Annotated in this window: 19 protein-coding genes; 5 read left to right on the top strand and 14 right to left on the bottom strand. The window is 72.2% G+C overall.

Going from position 1 to position 19769, the window contains the following annotated elements; all coding sequences use genetic code 11:
* Positions 1-172 precede the first annotated feature (172 nt).
* Complete coding sequence (gene leuA / locus CYQ11_RS09500) at positions 173-1942, bottom strand: 2-isopropylmalate synthase (RefSeq protein WP_099200611.1); 1770 nt, start codon at positions 1940-1942, stop codon at positions 173-175.
* Between the two features lie 288 nt (positions 1943-2230).
* Between leuA and CYQ11_RS09505 the strand changes: the two genes are divergently transcribed.
* Complete coding sequence (locus CYQ11_RS09505; RefSeq protein WP_104651119.1) at positions 2231-3298, top strand: M4 family metallopeptidase; 1068 nt, start codon at positions 2231-2233, stop codon at positions 3296-3298.
* A gap of 37 nt (positions 3299-3335) precedes the next feature.
* Positions 3336-3602 carry a protealysin inhibitor emfourin gene (locus tag CYQ11_RS09510; RefSeq protein WP_099200610.1) on the top strand — a complete coding sequence of 89 codons (267 nt, stop codon included), beginning with the start codon at positions 3336-3338 and terminating at the stop codon, positions 3600-3602.
* 6 nt (positions 3603-3608) lie between these two features.
* Here CYQ11_RS09510 and era read toward each other — a convergent pair whose 3' ends face one another.
* The 3 genes from era to CYQ11_RS09525 all read right to left on the bottom strand — a co-directional run bounded on the left by era (position 3609) and on the right by CYQ11_RS09525 (position 5934).
* Complete coding sequence (era, locus tag CYQ11_RS09515) at positions 3609-4550, bottom strand: GTPase Era (RefSeq protein ID WP_099200609.1); 942 nt, start codon at positions 4548-4550, stop codon at positions 3609-3611.
* Between the two features lie 111 nt (positions 4551-4661).
* Positions 4662-5009, bottom strand: a complete 348-nt coding sequence (locus tag CYQ11_RS09520; protein ID WP_099200608.1) for a cytidine deaminase-like protein — start codon at positions 5007-5009, stop codon at positions 4662-4664.
* A gap of 34 nt (positions 5010-5043) precedes the next feature.
* Positions 5044-5934 (bottom strand): helix-turn-helix transcriptional regulator, encoded by an 891-nt coding sequence (locus tag CYQ11_RS09525; protein ID WP_398779609.1) that lies wholly within the window; start codon positions 5932-5934, stop codon positions 5044-5046.
* Positions 5935-6023: 89 nt separating this feature from the next.
* On the opposite strand from CYQ11_RS09525, the gene CYQ11_RS09530 reads away from it, so the two are divergent.
* Positions 6024-7463, top strand: coding sequence for an MFS transporter (locus CYQ11_RS09530; protein ID WP_099200607.1), 1440 nt, complete (start codon positions 6024-6026; stop codon positions 7461-7463).
* Between the two features lie 69 nt (positions 7464-7532).
* On the opposite strand, the gene CYQ11_RS09535 is transcribed toward CYQ11_RS09530, so the two are convergent.
* The 5 genes from CYQ11_RS09535 to CYQ11_RS09555 all read right to left on the bottom strand — a co-directional run bounded on the left by CYQ11_RS09535 (position 7533) and on the right by CYQ11_RS09555 (position 13212).
* The gene (locus tag CYQ11_RS09535) at positions 7533-7976 is read right to left on the bottom strand and encodes a DoxX family protein (RefSeq protein ID WP_099200606.1); all 444 of its coding nucleotides are present in this window, start codon (positions 7974-7976) and stop codon (positions 7533-7535) included.
* A gap of 73 nt (positions 7977-8049) precedes the next feature.
* Positions 8050-9363: a hemolysin family protein gene (locus tag CYQ11_RS09540; RefSeq protein WP_099200605.1), complete on the bottom strand. Its 1314-nt coding sequence runs from the start codon at positions 9361-9363 to the stop codon at positions 8050-8052.
* Positions 9360-9857, bottom strand: coding sequence for an rRNA maturation RNase YbeY (gene ybeY / locus CYQ11_RS09545; RefSeq protein WP_099200604.1), 498 nt, complete (start codon positions 9855-9857; stop codon positions 9360-9362). The genes CYQ11_RS09540 and ybeY overlap by 4 nt, the downstream gene beginning before the upstream one ends.
* A gap of 12 nt (positions 9858-9869) precedes the next feature.
* Positions 9870-11942: a PhoH family protein gene (locus tag CYQ11_RS09550; protein WP_099200603.1), complete on the bottom strand. Its 2073-nt coding sequence runs from the start codon at positions 11940-11942 to the stop codon at positions 9870-9872.
* A gap of 136 nt (positions 11943-12078) precedes the next feature.
* Positions 12079-13212 carry a carbohydrate kinase family protein gene (locus tag CYQ11_RS09555; RefSeq protein WP_099200602.1) on the bottom strand — a complete coding sequence of 378 codons (1134 nt, stop codon included), beginning with the start codon at positions 13210-13212 and terminating at the stop codon, positions 12079-12081.
* Between the two features lie 77 nt (positions 13213-13289).
* Here CYQ11_RS09555 and CYQ11_RS09560 point away from each other — a divergent pair, with 77 nt between their 5' ends.
* Positions 13290-14612: a 6-phospho-beta-glucosidase gene (locus CYQ11_RS09560; RefSeq protein WP_099200879.1), complete on the top strand. Its 1323-nt coding sequence runs from the start codon at positions 13290-13292 to the stop codon at positions 14610-14612.
* A 24-nt stretch (positions 14613-14636) separates the two neighbouring features.
* On the opposite strand, the gene CYQ11_RS09565 is transcribed toward CYQ11_RS09560, so the two are convergent.
* Complete coding sequence (locus CYQ11_RS09565; RefSeq protein WP_099200601.1) at positions 14637-15722, bottom strand: S-(hydroxymethyl)mycothiol dehydrogenase; 1086 nt, start codon at positions 15720-15722, stop codon at positions 14637-14639.
* A 145-nt stretch (positions 15723-15867) separates the two neighbouring features.
* On the opposite strand from CYQ11_RS09565, the gene CYQ11_RS09570 reads away from it, so the two are divergent.
* Positions 15868-16662, top strand: coding sequence for an HAD family acid phosphatase (locus CYQ11_RS09570; protein WP_099200600.1), 795 nt, complete (start codon positions 15868-15870; stop codon positions 16660-16662).
* 49 nt (positions 16663-16711) lie between these two features.
* On the opposite strand, the gene CYQ11_RS09575 is transcribed toward CYQ11_RS09570, so the two are convergent.
* The 4 genes from CYQ11_RS09575 to CYQ11_RS09590 all read right to left on the bottom strand — a co-directional run bounded on the left by CYQ11_RS09575 (position 16712) and on the right by CYQ11_RS09590 (position 19570).
* Positions 16712-17530 (bottom strand): helix-turn-helix domain-containing protein, encoded by an 819-nt coding sequence (locus tag CYQ11_RS09575; protein WP_099200599.1) that lies wholly within the window; start codon positions 17528-17530, stop codon positions 16712-16714.
* Positions 17531-17642: 112 nt separating this feature from the next.
* The gene (locus CYQ11_RS09580; RefSeq protein ID WP_099200598.1) at positions 17643-18551 is read right to left on the bottom strand and encodes a ribonuclease Z; all 909 of its coding nucleotides are present in this window, start codon (positions 18549-18551) and stop codon (positions 17643-17645) included.
* A 3-nt stretch (positions 18552-18554) separates the two neighbouring features.
* Entirely contained in the window at positions 18555-18911 is a 357-nt protein-coding gene (locus CYQ11_RS09585; protein ID WP_099200597.1) for a histidine triad nucleotide-binding protein, read from the bottom strand.
* Between the two features lie 80 nt (positions 18912-18991).
* On the bottom strand, positions 18992-19570 hold the full coding sequence (locus tag CYQ11_RS09590; protein WP_099200596.1) for a hypothetical protein: 579 nt from the start codon (positions 19568-19570) through the stop codon (positions 18992-18994).
* Positions 19571-19769: the final 199 nt, after the last annotated feature.

Below are 19769 nucleotides of genomic sequence, written 5' to 3' on the forward strand. Positions count from 1 at the left end.
GACGTGATGTTAGCCACATCCATGATGTGGCGTCAGTACCCCCGGCCCGGAGTTCGGGGCGGCTGCTGGCCGAAGTCGCCGCCGAGCCCACCGGATGCGGTGTTTTCGGCGGCGCCGCGTTGACGCGGCGCCGGCCGCGCGAGCCCCCGGTCCCGGGCCGGTGGTACGCCCCTCAGCCGCGGTGCGCCCGGTTGACCGCGGAGACGACCGCCTTGATGGACGCGCGCGTGGTGTTGGCGTCGATGCCGATGCCCCACAGCACCGTGCCGTCGATCACACACTCGATGTACGAGGCCGCCTGGGCGCTCGCGCCCTCGCTCATCGTGTGCTCGGTGTAGTCCAGCAGCCGGGCGTCGACCCCGGTCGCGGTGAGCGCGTCGAAGAACGCGGAGATGGGGCCGTTGCCCGTACCGGTCAGCACCGTCTCCCGGCCGTCCACGACGGCCTCGACGGTCAGCGCGTCGCGGCCCTCGCTCGTGGTGGAGGTGTGGGTGCCGCGCAGGGCGATGCGGCCCCAGGCGTTGTCCGGCGTGGGCAGGTACTCGTCCTGGAAGACGGACCAGATCTCCTGCGGGGTCACCTCGCCGCCCTCCGCGTCGGTCTTGGTCTGGATGATCTTCGAGAACTCGATCTGCATCCGGCGCGGCAGGTCCAGCTTGTGGTCGTTCTTCAGGACGTAGGCGATGCCGCCCTTGCCCGACTGCGAGTTGACGCGGATGACGGCCTCGTACGACCGGCCGACGTCCTTGGGGTCGATGGGCAGGTACGGGACGGCCCACTCGATGTCGTCCACGCTGCGGCCTGCGGCGGCCGCGTCGGCCGCCATCACCTCGAAGCCCTTCTTGATGGCGTCCTGGTGGGAGCCGGAGAAGGCGGTGTAGACCAGGTCGCCCGCGTAGGGGTGGCGCGGGTGGACCTCCATCTGGTTGCAGTACTCGGCGGTGCGGCGGACCTCGTCGATCTGCGAGAAGTCGATCTGCGGGTCGACGCCCTGGGAGAAGAGGTTCATGCCCAGGGTGACCAGGTCGACGTTGCCCGTGCGCTCGCCCTGGCCGAACAGGCAGCCCTCGATGCGGTCGGCCCCGGCCATGATCGCCAGCTCGGCGGCGGCGACGGCGGTGCCCCGGTCGTTGTGCGGGTGCACGGACAGGCAGATGTGCTCGCGCCGGGACAGGTGCCGCGACATCCACTCGAAGCGGTCGGCGTGGGTGGAGGGCGTGGACCGCTCGACGGTCGCCGGCAGGTTCAGGATGATCTCGCGCCCCGCCTCGGGCTGCCAGACGTCCATGACGCCCTCGCAGACCTCCAGGGCGAAGTCCAGCTCGGTGTCGGTGAAGATCTCCGGGCTGTACTGGTAGCCGAAGACCGTGCCGTCGCCGAGGATCTTGTCGGCGTACTCCACGACCAGCCGGGTGCCGTCGACCGCGATCTGCTTGACCTGCTCGCGCGAGCCGCGGAAGACCACCCGCCGGAAGACGGGGGCGGTGGCGTTGTAGAGGTGGACGGTGGCGCGGTGCGCGCCGCGCAGCGACTCCACCGTGCGCTCGATCAGCTCTTCGCGGGCCTGGGTCAGGACGGAGATCGTCACGTCCTCGGGGATGGCGCCCTCTTCGATGATCGAACGGACGAACTCGAAGTCCGTCGCCCCGGAGGAGGGGAAGCCGACCTCGATCTCCTTGTAGCCCATGCGCACCAGCAGGTCGAACATCTCGCGCTTGCGGGCGGGCGACATGGGGTCGATCAGGGCCTGGTTGCCGTCCCGCAGGTCGGTGGAGAGCCAGCGGGGAGCGGTGGTGATCCGGTTGTCCGGCCAGGTGCGGTCGGGGATGGCCACGGCCTCGTACGGGCGGTAGCGGTGCACCGGCATCCCGGAGGGGCGCTGGCGCACGGTGGCCGCGGTGACAGGGGTGGGACGGCCGACGGAGGGCGAAATCTCGGGCATCTGCGGAGGGCTCCTCGGGGATCCGCGCGGGAGGGCCGACGGGCTGATCACGACGGGGTGACCGCAACACCGAACTCCGCGGGGAGGGGGTCGGCCTTCGACTACAGGCCCTCGCCGCGGCAGCTAAGGAGAAGCAGCACGTCACGCATGGTGCACAGCACAGTAGCCGAGCTCTGCGGGAAGGGAAGGGGAGGTCCAGCATGCGGGACGCGGAACGCGACCACTCGATTGCGGGAATCGCCGTCCCGAGGAGTGACAAGGCCGGGGGCCGGTGCCAGATTGCAGGCCATGAACCCCACCGAGAGCAAGGTCTTCTGCGGCATCGTGCCGCCGCACGTGCTCGACCGGCTGGCCCAGGCCGAGGACCCCCGGCACTACGAGCCGGCACGCCGCACCCTCGAACACGACGGCGTCCTGCGCACCCGCCGCCGCATCACCGCCGTGCGCACCGCGACGGACGCCTCCGGCCCCGCCCCCCAGGCCGGCACCGCCCAGCGCACGATCTTCGACGCGGCCCACCGCGAGGTCACGCCCGGCAGGAAGGTGCACGCCGAGGGCGAGCCGCCGGCCAAGGACGCCACCGTCAACCGGGCCCACGCCGGGCTCGGCGCCACCTTCGACCTCTTCGCGAAGGTCTACGGCCGGCAGTCCATCGACGGCGCCGGAATGCCATTGAACGCCACCGTCCACTACGGCGAGAAGTACGACAACGCCTTCTGGGACGGCGAGCAGATGGTCTTCGGGGACGGCGACGGCGACCTCTTCCTCGACTTCACCATCCCCGTGGACGTCATCGGCCACGAGCTGACGCACGGAGTGACCCAGCACACGGCCAACCTGGACTACTACGGCCAGTCCGGAGCGCTCAACGAGTCGGTCTCCGACGTGTTCGGCTCGCTGATCAAGCAGTACGCGCTCGGGCAGTCCGCCGCCCAGGCCGACTGGCTGATCGGCCAGGGGCTGCTGGGCCCGGGCGTCGACCGGGGCACCGCCCTGCGCTCCATGAAGGCCCCGGGCACCGCCTACGACGACGACGTCCTCGGCAAGGACCCGCAGCCCGCCACCATGGAGGACTACGTCCGCACCAGCCGCGACAACGGCGGGGTGCACATCAACTCCGGCATCCCCAACCACGCCTTCTACCTGCTGGCCAGCGACCTCGGCGGCAACGCCTGGGAGCGTGCCGGCAAGGTCTGGTACGCCACGCTGACCGGCGGCGAGCTGGCCTCCGGAGCGCAGTTCAAGGACTTCGCGCGGCTGACCGTGGCCTCGGCCCGCTCGCTGTTCGGCGAGGGAGACGTGACGCGGGCGGTGCTCAAGGCGTGGAGCCAGGTGGGGGTGCCCACGGACGGCTGAACCGCTAGAAGGCCGTTCCCGGGGTAGGGGTGACCGTATGCGTATCGTCATCACCCGAACCGGCGGTTTTGCAGGCATCGAGCGCCGGGCCGAGCTGGACACCTGCGGCCGGTCCGACGCCACGCACCTGGAGGCCCTGGCCCACCGCGCCCTCGCGCCGGGCCGGGAGGCACCGACGAGGGGCGTACCGGACGGCTTCCACTACGAGATCAACGTGGACGGCCGTTCGGTCCACCTCGCCGACCCGCACCTCACCGAGGAACAGCGCGAACTGATCCGCACGGTGCTGAAGGAGGGAGCCTGACGGAGGTCAGAACCCCAGCTTCCGCAGCTGCTTCGGGTCCCGCTGCCAGTCCTTGGCGACCTTGACGTGCAGGTCCAGGTAGACCGGCGTGCCCAGCAGGGCCTCGATGTGCTTGCGGGACTTCATGCCGACCTCCTTCAGACGAGCGCCCTTGGGGCCGATGATGATGCCCTTCTGGCTGGGCCGCTCGATGTAGACGTTGGCGTGGATGTCCAGCAGCGGCTTGTCCTTGGGCCGGTCCTCGCGCGGCAGCATCTCCTCGACCACGACGGCGATGGAGTGCGGCAGCTCGTCCCGGACGCCCTCCAGGGCGGCCTCGCGGATCAGCTCGGCGACCATGACCTGCTCGGGCTCGTCGGTGAGGTCGCCCTCGGGGTAGAGCGGCGGGCTCTCCGGCAGCAGCGGGGCGATCAGGTCGGCCAGCAGGGAGACCTGCTTGTCGCCGACGGCCGAGACCGGGACGATCTGCGCCCACTGGATGCCCAGCTCCTCGCCCAGTTGCTGGATGGCGATCAGCTGCTCGGCGAGCTGCTTGGAGTCGACCAGGTCCGTCTTGGTGACGATCGCGATCTTCGGGGTCTTCTTGATCCCCGCGAGCTCCTTGGCGATGAATTTGTCGCCGGGGCCGAGCTTCTGGTCGGCCGGCAGGCAGAAGCCGATCACGTCGACCTCGGCCCAGGTGGTCCGCACCACGTCGTTGAGCCGCTCGCCCAGCAGGGTGCGCGGCTTGTGCAGGCCGGGGGTGTCGACCAGGACGAGCTGGGCCTCCGGGCGGTGCACGATGCCGCGCACGGTGTGCCGGGTGGTCTGCGGGCGGTTCGAGGTGATCGCGACCTTCGTCCCCACCAGTGCGTTGGTCAGGGTCGACTTGCCCGCGTTGGGCCGGCCGACGAAGCACGCGAAGCCCGCGCGGTGGGGGGCCTGGGAGGGAGCGGAGGCGTTGTCCATGCCTCACATTCTCCCCGATCGTCCACGCCCCGCCGACCAGCGGGCCCGGCCCGCGGGGCGGACACCCCCCAGGGCGAACCACGCGGCGAGGTCCGGGGGCGTGCCACCCGCTCAGCCCGCGGCGGTCACGGTGCGCACGGTGCCGTCGGGGCCCGCCAGCAGCACCGGGGTGTCCGCCCCGCCCAGGTCGCGGACGGCCGCGCGGTCCTCGTCCGAAGCGGCCGCCGCCTCCGAGACGACCACCGCGGCCTCCAGGGACCTCGCACCGCTGGCCACGGCCATGGCCACGGCCGTCCGGAGCGCGCTCAGCCGCAGCGAGTCCAGGGCGACGGTGCCGGCGACGTACGTGCGTCCCGTCTCGTCGCGGACGGCCGCGCCCTCGGCGACGGCGTTGCGGGCGCGGGTGGCGCGGGCGAGGGTGATGAGCTTGCGGTCTTCGGGATCCAGCGTCTCCGTCATACCCGGGAGCATAGGGGCGGCCCGGCCCGGGCCCTCAGCCGGCCACCGAGGACATGCCCCCGCGCCGCCCCTCCGGCGAGTCGAGCCACTGGAGCTTCTCCGCCGTGCCCGTGCCCTGGACGGGGTTGTGGAGGCAGAGCCGCAGGTCCGGGCGGGCGGGCACGGACAGAGAGGTGCTCTCCATGTGGAGCGTGCCGACCAGGGGGTGCTGGAACTCCTTGACCAGCATGCCCGCGGGCTGCACGTCACGGCGGGCCCACAGCCGGACGAATTCGGGGCTGACGGCGGCCAGTTCCTCGACGATCTCCTCGAACCCCTCGTCGCCGCCCCGGTGCTCCGAGCACGCGGCCCGGTACTGGGCGACGACGCGGGGCGCGTTCTGCTCCCAGTTGGCGGCCCGGGAGCGGTAGACCGGGTCGGTGAAGAAGTCGACCAGGCAGTTCTGCCGGGCCTTCGGCCGGAAGCCCATGACGAGGCCGGCCGGCTCGTTGTAGGCGACCAGGTTCCAGTACGGGTCCATGATGTGCGCCGGGAACGGCGCCCAGCCGTCGATCAGCCGCTTGAGGCTGTCGCACACGTAGCCCGTCTCGTACTCGGACTCGGGCAGCGGCGGGTTCAGCCCGGCCAGGACGTACAGGTGCCGCCGCTCGGGGCCGCTCAGCCTCAGCACGCCCGCCACGGCGTCGAGCACCTGCGGGGAGACGGTGATGTCCCGGCCCTGCTCCAGCCACTGGTACCAGGAGGCGCCCACTCCGGCGAGGACGGCGACCTCCTCCCGGCGCAGCCCCGGCGTGCGGCGGCGGGCCCCGCCGTCCGGCAGCCCGGCCTCGGCCGGACTCACCCGGGCGCGCCTGCTCATCAGGAACTCGCGCAGCTCCGTACGGCGGCGCGGCCTCGCGGCGGCCGCGTGTGTCGCGGTGGTCAACGGCTCCCCCTGTCCCCCTGCCTGGTGGTGCGGCCACCACCATAAACACCCTCTCCCCACGGGTATTCCCCGGCCACCAGGCTGATCGCATGGCGATCGAAACCCCTCCCCTGACCTCCGCTCCCCCCGCCTCACCCGGCATGGCGACCCGCGACAAGCTCGTCCTGCTGCTCCTGTGCGCCGCCCAGTTCATCGTCGCGCTCGACTTCTCCATCCTGAACGTGGCGCTGCCCGTCCTGGGCGACGACCTCGGCATGGGCCAGGCCGACCTCCAGTGGGCGGTCACCGCGTTCGCCCTGCCGTCCGGCGGCTTCCTGCTGTTCTTCGGCCGCACAGCCGACCTGTACGGGCGCCGCAAGCTGTTCCTCGCCGGGCTGGCGCTCTTCACCGCGGCCTCCGTGCTGGCCACCCTCGCCTGGGACCCGGCGTCGTTCCTCGCGGGACGGGCGCTGCAGGGCCTGGGGGCGGCCGTCATCGTGCCGACCGGCATGTCCCTGCTGACCACCACCTTCGCCGAGGGCCCGCAGCGGGAGCGGGCACTGGGCATCAGCGGCACGCTGATGTCCCTGGGCTTCACCATCGGCATGGTGCTGGGCGGCGTGCTGACCGACGCGCTGGGCTGGCGCTCCACGATGGGCCTGCTCGCCGTGGCGGGTGTGGGCGTGCTGCTGGCGGCGCCCGGCCTGCTGACCGAGTCCCGGCTCGCCACGCGGCCCCGGCTGGACGTGCCGGGCGCGGTGACGGTGACGGGCGGTCTGCTGGCGGTCATCTACGCGCTGTCGACCGCGGCCCAGCACGGCTTCGGCGGCGTGGACGTCCTGGTGACGCTGATCGCGGGCGTTCTGCTGCTCGTGGCCTTCGTCGTGGTCGAGGCCCGGGCCGCGGAACCGCTGGTCTCGCTGCCGATGCTGCGGCGGCGGACCGTGGCCTGGGGGAACCTGGCCGGGCTCGTCACGTTCGCGATGATGAGCACGGTGATCTTCCTGCTGACCCTGTACCTCCAGGAGGTCCTGGAGCTGTCGGCGTTCCGCACCGGCCTGGTCTTCGGTGTGCAGGGCCTGCTGGCGGCGGCGTCCGGGATGGTCGCACCCAGGGTCATAGCCCGCTTCGGGGCGCGCACCACGCTGGTGGCGGGGCTGCTGGTGCAGGCCGGGTTCACGGCGTCGCTGCTGGGCCTGGGCGTCTCCTCCGGCGCCTGGCTGGCCCTGGCGGGGGTGTCGCTGGGCTGCGTCGGCCACCTCTGGGCCATCGTGGCGTACGGCGTGACGGCGACGTCGGGCCTGCCGGACGCCGAGCAGGGCCTGGCCACGGGCCTGGTGACCAGCTCCCAGCAGATCGGCATCACGATCGGCATCCCCCTGCTGAGCGCCGTGTCCTCGGCGCGGGTCGCCGCCCTGGGCGACGGCGGCGAGGGGTTCGCTTCGGCGACGCTCGGCGGCATCAAGCTGGCCCTGGGCCTGGACGCCGCCGTGGTGGCGGCGGTGGCGGTGCTCGTGGCGGCCGGGCTGCGGAGGGTGGCGGGACGCTGAGGCACTCCCGTGTTCCTCGTGCGCCGGACGGGCCGCTTGAAGGCGGCCCGTCCGGCGCACGAGGAACCGTCAGCGGGCCGGCACCGCCTGCTTGGCGCGGTAGCCCAGCGACGGGCGTCCCGCCGTGTCCGCGGCGGCGATCAGGAGACCGCCCAGCATCGAGAGGTTCTTGAAGAAGTGGATGCGCTGCTGCATCCGCTTCGCCGGGTCGTCCTCCTGCCAGTAGGCGTGCCCGGCCAGCGTCGTCGGCACGAGGCTGCCCGCCAGGGCCAGCGCCGCCAGCCGGGGGAAGGCCCCGAGGGCCAGCAGCACGCCGGCCCCCACGTGGACGGCGCCGTTCACGCGCACCAGCGCGACGGCGTCGTGCGGCAGCCCGGGGACGTGGTCGGCGATGGCGAGGGCGACGCGCTCGGCCATCGGCGCCACCGCCTCCGGGTGCTGGAGCGTCTGCACGCCGCTCGTCACGAACGCCGAGGCCAGCAGGGGACGGGCGAGTCTTCTGAGTACCGGCACTCCGCGAGCATCCCCGTCCGCGTCCCGCCTCAAAGCCGCGCGCCGGGCGATTCCCCCGACCGGCCGTCTTCCGCTACGCCTCGTCCCCCGGCCCGTCGACGGGCTCCACCAGCACCGTGACGATGCGGTTGCGGCGTCCCGCCGCGGACTCGGCCGTCAGCCGCAGCGTCGCCGGCGACGGGGCCGGACCGCCCTGGTCCACCAGCGGGACCGGGACCTCCGCCATCGCGCCGGCGATGGGCACCCGGCCCAGGGACTTGGCGAGGAGGCCGCCGACGGTCTCCACGTCCTCGTCGTCCAGCTCCAGGCCGTACAGCTCGCCGAGGTCGCCCAGGTCGAGCCGGGCCGTGACGCGGTAGCGGCCCTCGCCCAGCTCCTCGACGGGCGGCAGCTCCCGGTCGTACTCGTCGGTGATCTCGCCGACGATCTCCTCGAGGATGTCCTCGATGGTGACGATGCCGGCCGTGCCGCCGTACTCGTCGATGACGACCGCGCAGTGGTTGCGCTGCTGCTGCATCTCGCGCAGCAGGTCGCCGGCGTTCTTGGTGTCGGGCACGAACACCGCGGGCCGCATGGCCGTGGAGACCAGCTCGGCCTCCGCGTCCCGGCTGATGTGGGTCTTGCGGGCGAGGTCCTTGAGGTAGACGACGCCGACGATGTCGTCCTCGTTCTCGCCGGTGACGGGGATGCGGGAGAAGCCCGAGCGCAGCGCCAGCGTGAGGGCCTGCCGGATGGTCTTGCCCCGCTCGATGACGACCAGGTCCGTGCGCGGGACCATCACCTCGCGCACGAGCGTGTCGCCCAGCTCGAAGACGGAGTGCACCATGCGACGCTCGTCGTCCTCGATGAGCGACTCCTTCTCGGCCAGGTCGACCATGGCCCGCAGCTCCGCCTCGGAGGCGAACGGGCCCATGCGGAAGCCCTTGCCGGGGGTGAGGGCGTTGCCGATGAGGATCAGCAGCCGGGGCACCGGGCCCAGGACCCGGGCGAGCGGCAGGAGGACGTACGCGGCGGCGGTGGCCGTGCCCAGGGGGTGCTGCCGGCCGATCGTGCGCGGCGAGACGCCGACGGCCACGTACGAGACGAGGACCATCACGGCGACGGCGACGGTCAGCGCCTGCCAGGTGGCGTCGAACTCCTCCAGGCACACGTAGGTGACGAAGACGCCCGCCGCCATCTCGCACGCGACGCGGACGAGCAGCGCCAGGTTGAGGTAGCGGGTCGGGTCGGCGGCGACGGCCATCAGCCGGGCGCCGCCGCGCCGGCCGGACCGGACGGCCTCCTCGGCGCGGAACCGGGTGGTCCGCGCCAGGCCGGCCTCCGCGCAGGCGGCCAGCCAGGCGACGACGAGCAGCAGGACCGCCGCGGTGATCAGCTGGCCGGTCACGTGAACGTGGGCGCCGGGGAGGGGCCCTCGATGCCGTGCTCCGCGCGCCAGCCGTCGACGATCGCGGCCTGGAGACCGAACATCTCGGCCTTCTCGTCGGGCTCCTCGTGGTCGTAGCCGAGGAGGTGCAGGACGCCGTGGACGGTGAGCAGCTGGAGCTCCTCGTCCATCGAGTGCCCGGTCGGCGCCTCCTCGCCCTGCTTCCTGGCGACCTCGGGACACAGCACGATGTCGCCGAGGAGGCCCTGCGGCGGCTCGTCGTCGTCCTTGGCCGGCGGACGCAGCTCGTCCATCGGGAAGGACATCACGTCGGTGGGCCCGGGGAGGTCCATCCACTGGATGTGGAGCTGCTCCATGGCTTCGGCGTCGACGACGATGACCGAGAGTTCGGAGAGCGGGTGGATGCGCATCCGCGCGAGGGCGTAGCGGGCGACGTCGAGGATCGCCTGCTCGTCGACCTCCGTGCCGGATTCGTTGTTGACGTCGATAGCCATGGGTCTCGCGATTTACTTTCCGTTGCGGCTGTCGTACTGCTCGTACGCGTCGACAATACGTCCCACGAGCTTGTGCCGGACCACGTCCTGGCTGGTCAGCATGGAGAAGTGCACGTCGGGAACGCCGTCGAGGATCTCCCGTACCTGGCGCAGACCGCTCTTGGTGCCGCCGGGCAGGTCGATCTGGGTGACGTCACCCGTGATCACGATCTTGGAGTCGAAGCCGAGCCGGGTGAGGAACATCTTCATCTGCTCGGGGCTCGTGTTCTGGGCCTCGTCGAGGATGATGAACGCGTCGTTGAGGGTGTTGTGTGTGAGCAGGTAGTCCTGCGTGACGTACAGCGAGTCCTCCGCCGCGACCTGGATGCAGACAGCCTCCTCACGGCCCGCGGGCTCGATGCTGTCGATGAAGCGCATCGGGCGCCCGCCGCCTCCGGACGCACGGTATTTCTCGGCCTTGCGGGCGAGGCGGAACGGCTCGAGGCCCTCGGGAAGCCGGATGTCGACGATGTGGGCGTCGTGGCGGTGGTGGACGTCGCGGCCCCTCGCCCTTCCCGGGGTCCTGCCCTCGGCCGCCCGGCGACGGGTGTACGCGACACCGCCCAGCGATCGGACCAGTGAGATCACATCGTCCCGCAGCATGATCGACGTGGTCGTGTACTGGATGCGGCATGTACGGCCGGCTTGCGCGATCGGACCGCCGTCGGAGTCCAGCAGCCCTTGGAGAACACCCAGGCGAACCTCGGCAGAGTTGCGGAGGTACTCGTCCGGGATGAATTTCGAGTGCGACCGTGTGCCGACCAGGTCCATGGTTCGCAGCAGTCCGGTGACCGGGTTCTCCAGAGTGACCACGTCACCCGGCGCCTTCACTCGGTTCAGGGTGTAGTCGGCCCCGCTCTTCCAACGCACCTGGATGCCCGGCAGGGCCGCTTCCAGGGCGGAGGCAAGCTCCGGGTCTTCCGTGGAGAAGGCAGGGGTCGTACGGCCCGTGAGGCAACCGTCACCCAGCAGAAGCCCCAGGGCGTAGGGGTCCATTGGGACCTCGCGCTCCGGGAAGCACACCGGCGCCGTGAGCATCGGCAGCTCGTACCGCCGGGCGTGCGCGGCACGCAGTTTGCCGATCATCTCCTGGGTCTCCAGGACCCGCCACGGCTTGTCGCGGCGCTTGTCCGCGGCTGTACGGACCGTCCACAGATGCTCGCCGCAGCACAGGGTCCAGGAACCGTCCTGGGCGGTGACACGGTAGATGTCCTTCTCGCCTTGCGGGTACACGCCCAGGACCGGGGTCGGCTCACCGTTCGAGCCAATGACCAGGTCACCGACCTGGAGGTCGCCGATGGGACGCCAGCCATCCGGGGTCAGGACGTTCGTGAAGACAGGCTGCGCCCTTCCACGCATGTACGCCAGCGGCGCGACCTCGATCGTCCCCGCCGCCATCAGCCGCGGGATCGAGTCCGGGTCCAGCATGTCGTGCAGGGCGTCGTAGAGCGGCCGCAGATAGGGATCGATCTTCTCGTAGAGCGTGCCGGGCAGGAAGCCCAGGCGCTCGCCCGCCTCGACGGCCGGGCGGGTGAGGATGATCCGGTTGACCTGCTTGGACTGAAGGGCCTGGACGGCCTTGGCCATGGCCAGGTAGGTCTTGCCGGTGCCGGCGGGGCCGATGCCGAAGACGACCGTGTGCTTGTCGATCGCGTCGACGTAGCGCTTCTGGTTGAGCGTCTTGGGGCGGATGGTGCGGCCCCGGCTGGAGAGGATGTTCTGGGTGAGGACCTCGGCGGGGGTCTCGACCCCCTTCGCCTCGTCCCTGAGCATGGCGATCGAGCGTTCCACCGCGTCCTCCGTCATCGGCTGCCCGGTGCGGAGCACCAGCATCATCTCTGCGAACAGCCGCTGGACGAGGGCGACTTCCCGCGCTCCCCCGGCGACGCTGATCTCGTTCCCCCGTACGTGGATGTCCGTCGACGGGAAGGCGTTCTCAATGACGCGCAGGAGGGCGTCCCCGGAGCCCAGGACCGTCACCATGGGGTGCTTGGCCGGGACGGTGAAGTGTGCTGTCGCCTGCGCTCGTGTCGGTGTCTGAGTCATGGGCCGGCACTGAAGGCCTGCTCATCCCCTTCTTTCCTGCGTTCCCGTGTCCGGGAACCTTGGAATACCAAGGGTACGACGGTGCCCCGGCGGGCCCGAGGGGTTTTACGGGCCGGCCGCCGGGCGTCACCGTCGGCTACGGGCAGCGGAAGCCCAGCGTGGGCACCGCCCGGCGCAGCGGCCAGGGCCGGGCCGCGGCGGGCAGGACGCCGTCGAGGAAGGCGTAGCGGCGCAGGGTCGAGCGGGTCTGGTCGTCGAAGGACCGCACGTGCTGCCACCAGGCGGCGATCTCCACCCACCCGGGTGCCGAGAGCGACCCGCCGAACTCCTGTACGGACAGGGCGGCGGTCAGCCCGGCGAAGGCCAGCCGGTCCGCGAGCGGCCAGCCGGCGAGGGTGCCGGTGACGAAGCCGGCCACGAACACGTCCCCGGCGCCGGTCGGGTCCAGCGCCTCCACCGCGATGGCCGGCACCTCGGCGCTCTCGCCCGTGCCCCCGTCCACCGCGTAGGCGCCGCGCTCCCCCATCGTCACCACGGCGACCGGCACCTTGTCCGCGAGGGCGCGGGCCGCGGCGCGCGGGTCGTCGGTGCGGGTGTAGCGCATGGCCTCCTCGGCGTTGGGCAGGAACGCCTCGCAGTGCTCCAGGTCGGCGAGGTCCGCCGGGTCCCAGCGGCCGGTCTCGTCCCAGCCCACGTCGGCGAAGACCCGGCTGCCCCGGCGGGCCGCCGTCGCGATCCACTCCTCCTGCCGGCCGGGCACGAGCAGCGCCACGCAGCCGCGCGCCGGCGGCGGGCACTCGGGGGCGGGCTCCTCGGGCGGCGGGGCCTCGTGGCCGTGGGAGACCATCGTGCGCTCCCCCTCGTACGCCATGGACACGGTGACCGGCGAGTGCCAGCCGGGGACCGTGCGCGAGAGGCTGAGGTCGATGCCCTCGCCGCGCGAGAGGGACTCCCAGCAGTACTCGCCGTACATGTCGTCGCCGAAGGCCGCCGCGAGCGAGGTGCGCAGGCCCAGCCGCGCCAGCGCGGTGGCCATGTTGGCGATGCCGCCGGGGCTGGAGCCCATGCCGCGCGCCCACGACTCGGTGCCGCGCACCGGGGCGGAGTCCAGGCCCGTGAAGATGATGTCGAGGAAGACGGTCCCGGTCAGATAGACGTCCGTCAGCGGGTCGCTCTCGGAACGGACCTCGGCGAGCGGGTCGAGCACGGGGGCCGCCCCCTCGAAGCGCTCTTCGGGGCTGCCGGCCGGGTGGGGCGAAGGGACCGTCATGCTCGCTCGTTGCTCCTCTCGGGGATGCACGGGTGCGGGTCCGGACAGTGTGCCCGATGCTGCGGTACGTTCCGCCCATGAGGCTGACGATTCTGGGCGGTGGCGGGTTTAGGGTGCCTCTGGTGCACCGGGCCCTGTTGGAGGACGCCCGGCGCGGCGCGCCGGGCCGGTGCACCGAACTGGTGCTGCACGACACCGATTCGGCGCGCATGAGAGTGATCGCCGCCGTGCTCGAGGCCCGGGCGGCCGGGGTGCCGGGCGCCCCCTCCGTACGGATGACCGACGACCTGGACGACGCCGTGCGCGGCGCGGACTTCGTCTTCTCCGCGATCCGTGTGGGCGGCACGGCCGGACGCGTGCTGGACGAGCGCGTTCCGCTCGCCGAGGGCGTGTTGGGCCAGGAGACGGTCGGCGCGGGCGGCGTGCTCTACGGGCTGCGGACCGTCCCGGTGGCGCTGCGCATCGCGGAGCGGATCGCGGAACTGGCCCCCGAGGCCTGGGTCATCAACTTCACCAACCCGGCCGGCCTGGTCACCGAGGCGATGTCCGCCGCACTGGGTGAACGGGTGATCGGCATCTGCGACTCACCCGTCGGGCTGGTCCGCCGCGCCGCGCGGGCGGCGGGCGCGGACCCCGAGCGGGTCGGCTACGACTACGTGGGCCTCAACCACCTGGGCTGGCTGCGCGGCCTGTCGGTCGACGGGCGCGAGCTGCTGCCGGGGCTGCTGGCGGACGACGGGGCCCTCGCCTCCTTCGAGGAGGGCAAGCTCTTCGGCGCGCGGTGGCTGCGGGCGTTGGGCGCCCTGCCGAACGAATACCTGCACTACTACTACTTCCGGCGCGAGACGCTGGCGTCGGTGCGGGAGGCCGCGCAGACCCGCGGCGAGTTCCTCGACCGGCAGCAGGGCGACTTCTTCACGGGCGCCACCGCCGAGCCCCACCGGGCGTCCGAGCTGTGGGAGCGGGCGCGGCTGCGCCGCGAGGAGACGTACATGGCCGAGAGCCGGGCGGCCAGCGGCGGCTGGGAGCGGGACTCCTGCGACCTGGAGGGCGGCGGCTACGACCGGGTGGCGGTCGCCCTGATGCGGGCGATCGCCGGTGACGAGAGCACGCGCCTGATCCTCAACGTGCCCAACGGCACGACCGTCCCGGCGCTGGCGCCCGAGACGATCGTCGAGACGGTCTGCGACGTGAGCGCGAAGGGTGCGCACCCGGTGCCGTGCGCTCCGCTGCGGGAGGACCAGCTGGGGCTGATGCTCCAGCTCAAGGCCGTCGAGCGGGCGACGATCGAGGCGGCGCTCCGGCCCGGCTCCGACGCGGCCCTGCGGGCCCTGGCCCTGCACCCGCTGGTGGACTCCCCGGCGGTGGCGGCCCGCATCCTGGAGCGGGCCGGGCACTGACGGCCCGGCCGCCCGAGAGGCCCCCTAGAAGACCACCACCGACCGCAGCACGTCACCCGCGTGCATGCGCTCGAACGCCTTCTCGACGTCCCCGAGGCCGATGGTCTCCGTCACGAACGCGCCCAGGTCCAGCCGCCCCTGCTGGTGCAGGTCGATCAGCATCGGGAAGTCGCGCGAGGGCAGGCAGTCGCCGTACCAGGAGGACTTCAGCGCGCCGCCCCGCCCGAAGACGTCCAGCAGCGGCAGCTCCAGCGTCATCTCCGGCGTCGGGACGCCGACCAGGACGACCGTGCCGGCCAGGTCGCGGGCGTAGAACGCCTGCTTGTACGTCTCCGGCCGGCCGACCGCCTCGATGACGACGTCCGCGCCGAAGCCGCCGGTCAGCTCGCGGATCGCCTCGACCGGGTCGGTCGTGCGGGAGTTGACGGTGTGGGTCGCGCCCATCCGCAGCGCGGTCTCCAGCTTGCGGTCGTCGATGTCGACGGCGACGATCCGGGCCGCGCCCGCCAGCCGGGAGCCGGCGATGGCCGCGTCGCCGACACCGCCGCAGCCGATGACGGCGACGGAGTCGCCGCGCCCCACCCCGCCGGTGTTGATCGCGGCGCCGATGCCGGCCATCACACCGCAGCCGAGCAGGCCCGCGACGGCCGGGGAGACCCCGGGGTCGACCTTGGTGCACTGGCCGGCCGCGACGAGGGTCTTCTCCGCGAAGGCGCCGATGCCCAGGGCCGGGGACAGCTCCGTGCCGTCCTTGAGCGTCATCTTCTGCCGGGCGTTGTGGGTGTCGAAGCAGTACTGCGGACGCCCCCGCTTGCAGGCCCGGCACTGGCCGCAGACGGCGCGCCAGTTCAGGACGACGAAGTCGCCGGGCGCCACCTCGCTCACGCCCTCGCCGACGGCCTCGACGACGCCCGCCGCCTCGTGGCCGAGGAGGAAGGGGAAGTCGTCGTTGATGCCGCCCTGCTTGTAGTGCAGGTCGGTGTGGCACACGCCGCACGCCTGGACCTTCACCACGGCCTCGCCCGGTCCCGGGTCCGGGATGACGATCGTCTCCACCCGGACCGGCTGGTTCTTCCCCGGTGCGATGACTCCGCGTACTTCCTGCGCCATGCTTCGCGCCCCACCCTTCGTGTCGCTGGTCTGCCCACCCACCGTACGCCCGGGGTGGCTTCTGCGCGCGTAGAGGTCCCTTGACCAGGCACGGTCAAGGGCTTAGCTTCGCGAGGCACCTTCCTTGTTACCCAGGAGTCATAACGTGTCGTCCCCCTCCCCGAAGTCCAAGCGTCTCCGCGTGGCCGCGGCCGTGGCCGCCGTCGCCGCCGGTGCCGGTCTCTACACGGCGGGCGCCGCCACCGCCGAGCACTCGGTGCCGCGCTCGGACAAGGAGATCCCGAACCTCACCCAGGTCCAGGACAAGATCAAGGCGTACTACGGCGACACCGTGGACGCGTCCGGCCAGCACTACGCCTCGGCGGACGGCAACTACGCCAAGCAGGTCGCCGGCATCGAGAAGAAGGCCAAGGCCCAGCTCGAGAAGGTCGTCAAGAGCAAGAACCACAAGGGCGGCAAGCCCGCCATCGTCCTCGACCTGGACGACACCACCCTGCTCACCTACAACTACGAGCTCCAGCAGGGCTTCCACTTCACGCCCGAGTCGCAGGACGCGTACCTGAAGTCCACCGACATGGCCCCCGTCTTCGGCATGCCCACGCTCGTCAACTGGGCCCAGTCCAAGGGCATCGAGGTCTTCTACGTCACCGGCCGCGGCGAGCACCAGCGCGAGTGGAGCGCCCGCAACCTCAAGAACGTCGGCTACAAGCCCGTCGCCGACACCACGCACTTCTTCCTGAAGAACAAGCAGAACCCGCCGGCGTACCTGCCGTGCGGCGCGAAGTGCACCACCGTCGAGTACAAGGCGGGCACCCGCAAGTACATCGAGTCCAAGGGCTTCGACATCGTCGCCAACTTCGGCGACCAGTACAGCGACCTGCAGGGCGGTCACGCCGACCGCACCTACAAGATGCCGAACCCCATGTACTACCTGCCGTAGGGCGCACCGGGCGGGACCGCGTCCGGCGGTTCCGCCCCCTCGGCCCGCTTCAGGTGCGGGCCTTCCGCAGCCGCTGGCACCCCCGCAGTGCGTCACCGTCGCAGTCGCACACCTCGAACCACACGTTCTTGACGCCGTAGTGGACGGCGTCCCGGCCGGCGCGCTGTCCCCGGTCCGGGTGGTCGGCCAGGACGGCCGTGTGCCGGCCGTGGCGGTCCTCGTAGTGCATGAGCAGCCGCCCGCCCCAGCCGTCGTCGTAGGCCTCGCGGTCGTCGCGGGAGTACGGCATCACGTACTCGACGCCGTACCAGCCGTCCCCGGTGTCCCAGTACCGGTACCCGACGCTGGCGATCGTCGCGCCCTTGGTGCTTCTGCCCTCGAAGAGGCTGAACCCGCCGGCGCGGCCCGGTGTGGCACTCGCCGCCGGGCTCGCGCCCCGGGAGCGTTCACCGCCGCCCGCCCGGTGGGCGGCCACGGCGAAGCCCCAGCAGGCCAGCCCCAGCACGGCTGCCAGCGCGGGCAGCCACAGCAGCCGGGACCGTGCCCCCGCTCGCGGCGCCGCGCGCCCGGCGTCGTCCGGCACCGGGCCGGCCGCGGCGGCCCGCTCCCGGGCCTCCAGCCACGCCCCCAGCCGCGCCCCGTCACCGCACGCCACCACGAACGCCTTCAGGACCTCGGCCCGCGGCACCGCGTCCCGGGCGAGCACGGCGGAGACGGTGCTGCGCGGCAGCGCCATCCCCTGCTCGGCGGCGCGCTGCTGCAAGCGGCGGTAGGTGAGCCCGGAGCGTTCCCTCAGCTCCCGCATGAGGGCCACCAGAGCTGCCGCGTCACGCGCCTGTGTCGGATCCGGTCCCCCGGGCTCGGCCATGGGCACATGCTCGGCAGCTACCCGTGGGTCCGCAATCCCGGTCTTCCGTCACAGCGGGACCCGGCGAAGGGCTCCGGGCCCCGGCTCCCGCCGTACGTGCCGCCCGCCGGCGTCACCGCCGCTTCGGCACCGGCACCCGCATCAGGTCGCGGGCGACGGTCAGCTCGCCCTCGAAGCCCGCCGCCCGGGCCTGCCGCTCGAAGACGGCCGGGTCGTCGTAGCGCTGGGAGAAGTGCGTCAGCACCAGGTGCCGCACGCCCGCTTCCACGGCGACGCGGGCGGCCTGGCCCGCCGTGAGGTGGCCGTGCTCGCCGGCCAGGGTCTCGTCCTCGTCGACGAACGTCGACTCGATGACCAGCATGTCGCAGCCCTCGGCCAGCTCGTGGACGCCCGCGCACAGGCGGGTGTCCATCACGAACGCGAAGCGCTGGCCGCGCCGCACCTCGCTCACCTCGTCCAGGGTGACCCCGCCGACGGAGCCCTCGCGCTGGAGCCGGCCCACGTCGGGGCCGCTGACGCCGCGCTCGGCCAGCCGCTCGGGCAGCATGCGCCGGCCGTCGGGCTCGACGAGGCGGTAGCCGTAGGACTCCACGGGGTGCGAGAGCCTGCGGGCCTCAAGGACGTACGAGCCCGTCCGGGCGAGCACGGCGCCCGTGCCGGCGACGGGCTCCTCGGTGAGCTTCACCGTCTCCTTGTACGCCGTGGCGTACCGCAGCCGTTCGAAGAAGCGCCGGCCGCTGGCGGGGTAGTGCGCGGTGACCGGGTGGGGCACCCGGTCGAGGTTGATGCGCTGGACCACGCCGGCGACGCCCAGGGAGTGGTCACCGTGGAAGTGGGTGACGCAGATCCGGTTGAGGTCGTGGGCGGCCACCCCGGCGCGCAGCATCTGCCGCTGGGTGCCCTCGCCCGGGTCGAAGAGGATGCCCTCGCCGTCCCAGAGCAGGACGTAGCCGTTGTGGTTGCGGTGGCGCGTCGGCACCTGGCTGGCGGTGCCGAGCACGACGAGTTCGCGTACGGACAAGGCTTAGCCCGGAGGCCAGTTGAAGCCGCGGCCGCCCAGGACGTGGGCGTGGGCGTGGAAGACGGTCTGCCCGGCGCCGGCCCCGGTGTTGAAGACGATACGGAAGCCGCTGTCCCCGTTCTCCTGGAGGGCGACCTCGCCCGCCTCGCGCAGCACGTCGGCGGCGACGGCCGGCTCAGCGGCGGCCAGGGAGGCGGCGTCGGGGTAGTGCACCTTGGGGATCACCAGGACGTGGACGGGCGCCTGGGGGTTGATGTCACGGAACGCGACGGTCGTCTCGGTCTCCTTGACGACGGTCGCGGGCACGTCCCCCTTGACGATTTTGCAGAACAGGCAGTCCGCCTGCGGTTCTCCCGCCACCGGTGGGCTCCTCACGGGTCGTCGGCTCGTACAGCCCGGATGTTACCGGGCCGTCCGTGCGACCTGGGGCACCCGGCCCGCTACTTCCCCTGCGGATGGCCGGTGGAGCCCGGCCCGTGCGACGCGGCGGGGCAGTCGGGGCTCGCGGACGGAGGCCGGCTGGGCGGGGGCGGCGGACCTCCGCTGGCCCCGCTGCCACCGCTCCCCTTGGAGCAGTCGCCGAGCACGCTGAGCGAGAACACCGTCTTCCCGTCGACCTTGGCGGTCAGCAGCCCGCGGACGCAGGCGTCGGTGTCCATGCCGGTCACCTTGCCGTAGACGATGATCTTCTTGCCGGCGCCGGTGCGCCCCTCGCAGTCCACGCCGACGATCGTGACGGGCTGGGTGGCGCCGGAGTCGTCCTTGCCGCCGTTCTCCGCCTTGCCCCGGCAGCTCAGCCAGTTGACGTCGACGTCCGCGTGGCGGAGCGCGAGGGAGGCCTGTCGCTGGGTCGTGAGCGCGACGGTCGCCGAGTCGAGGCCGCCGGTGGGATCGCAGCCGGTGAGTCCCACGACGGCCGCGGCCGTCAGCACCGCGGCACCCGAGGCGTACCCCAGGCGGCGGGCCGGCAGCGGCCTCGGCAGGGGGACGCGCATGCGTATGCGCCCGAACGCACCCATGGGGTGGAGTGTCCCACTGGCCCGTTCCGTACGGAAGAACGCCCTTCGGCCATGACTGGTCACCCCCAGCGGCTTCCCCGGCACGCGAGGGCCTATGCCAACTTGGCGTGATGGAAGTGGAGTTCGTTGGGAAACACAGGATTTATCGTTTCCGCACCTGAGTTTCACCTTCCCCCCTTACTCTCTCCCGAAGGGGAGA

This window comes from Streptomyces cinnamoneus, from assembly GCF_002939475.1.
Lineage (GTDB): Bacteria > Actinomycetota > Actinomycetes > Streptomycetales > Streptomycetaceae > Streptomyces > Streptomyces cinnamoneus_A.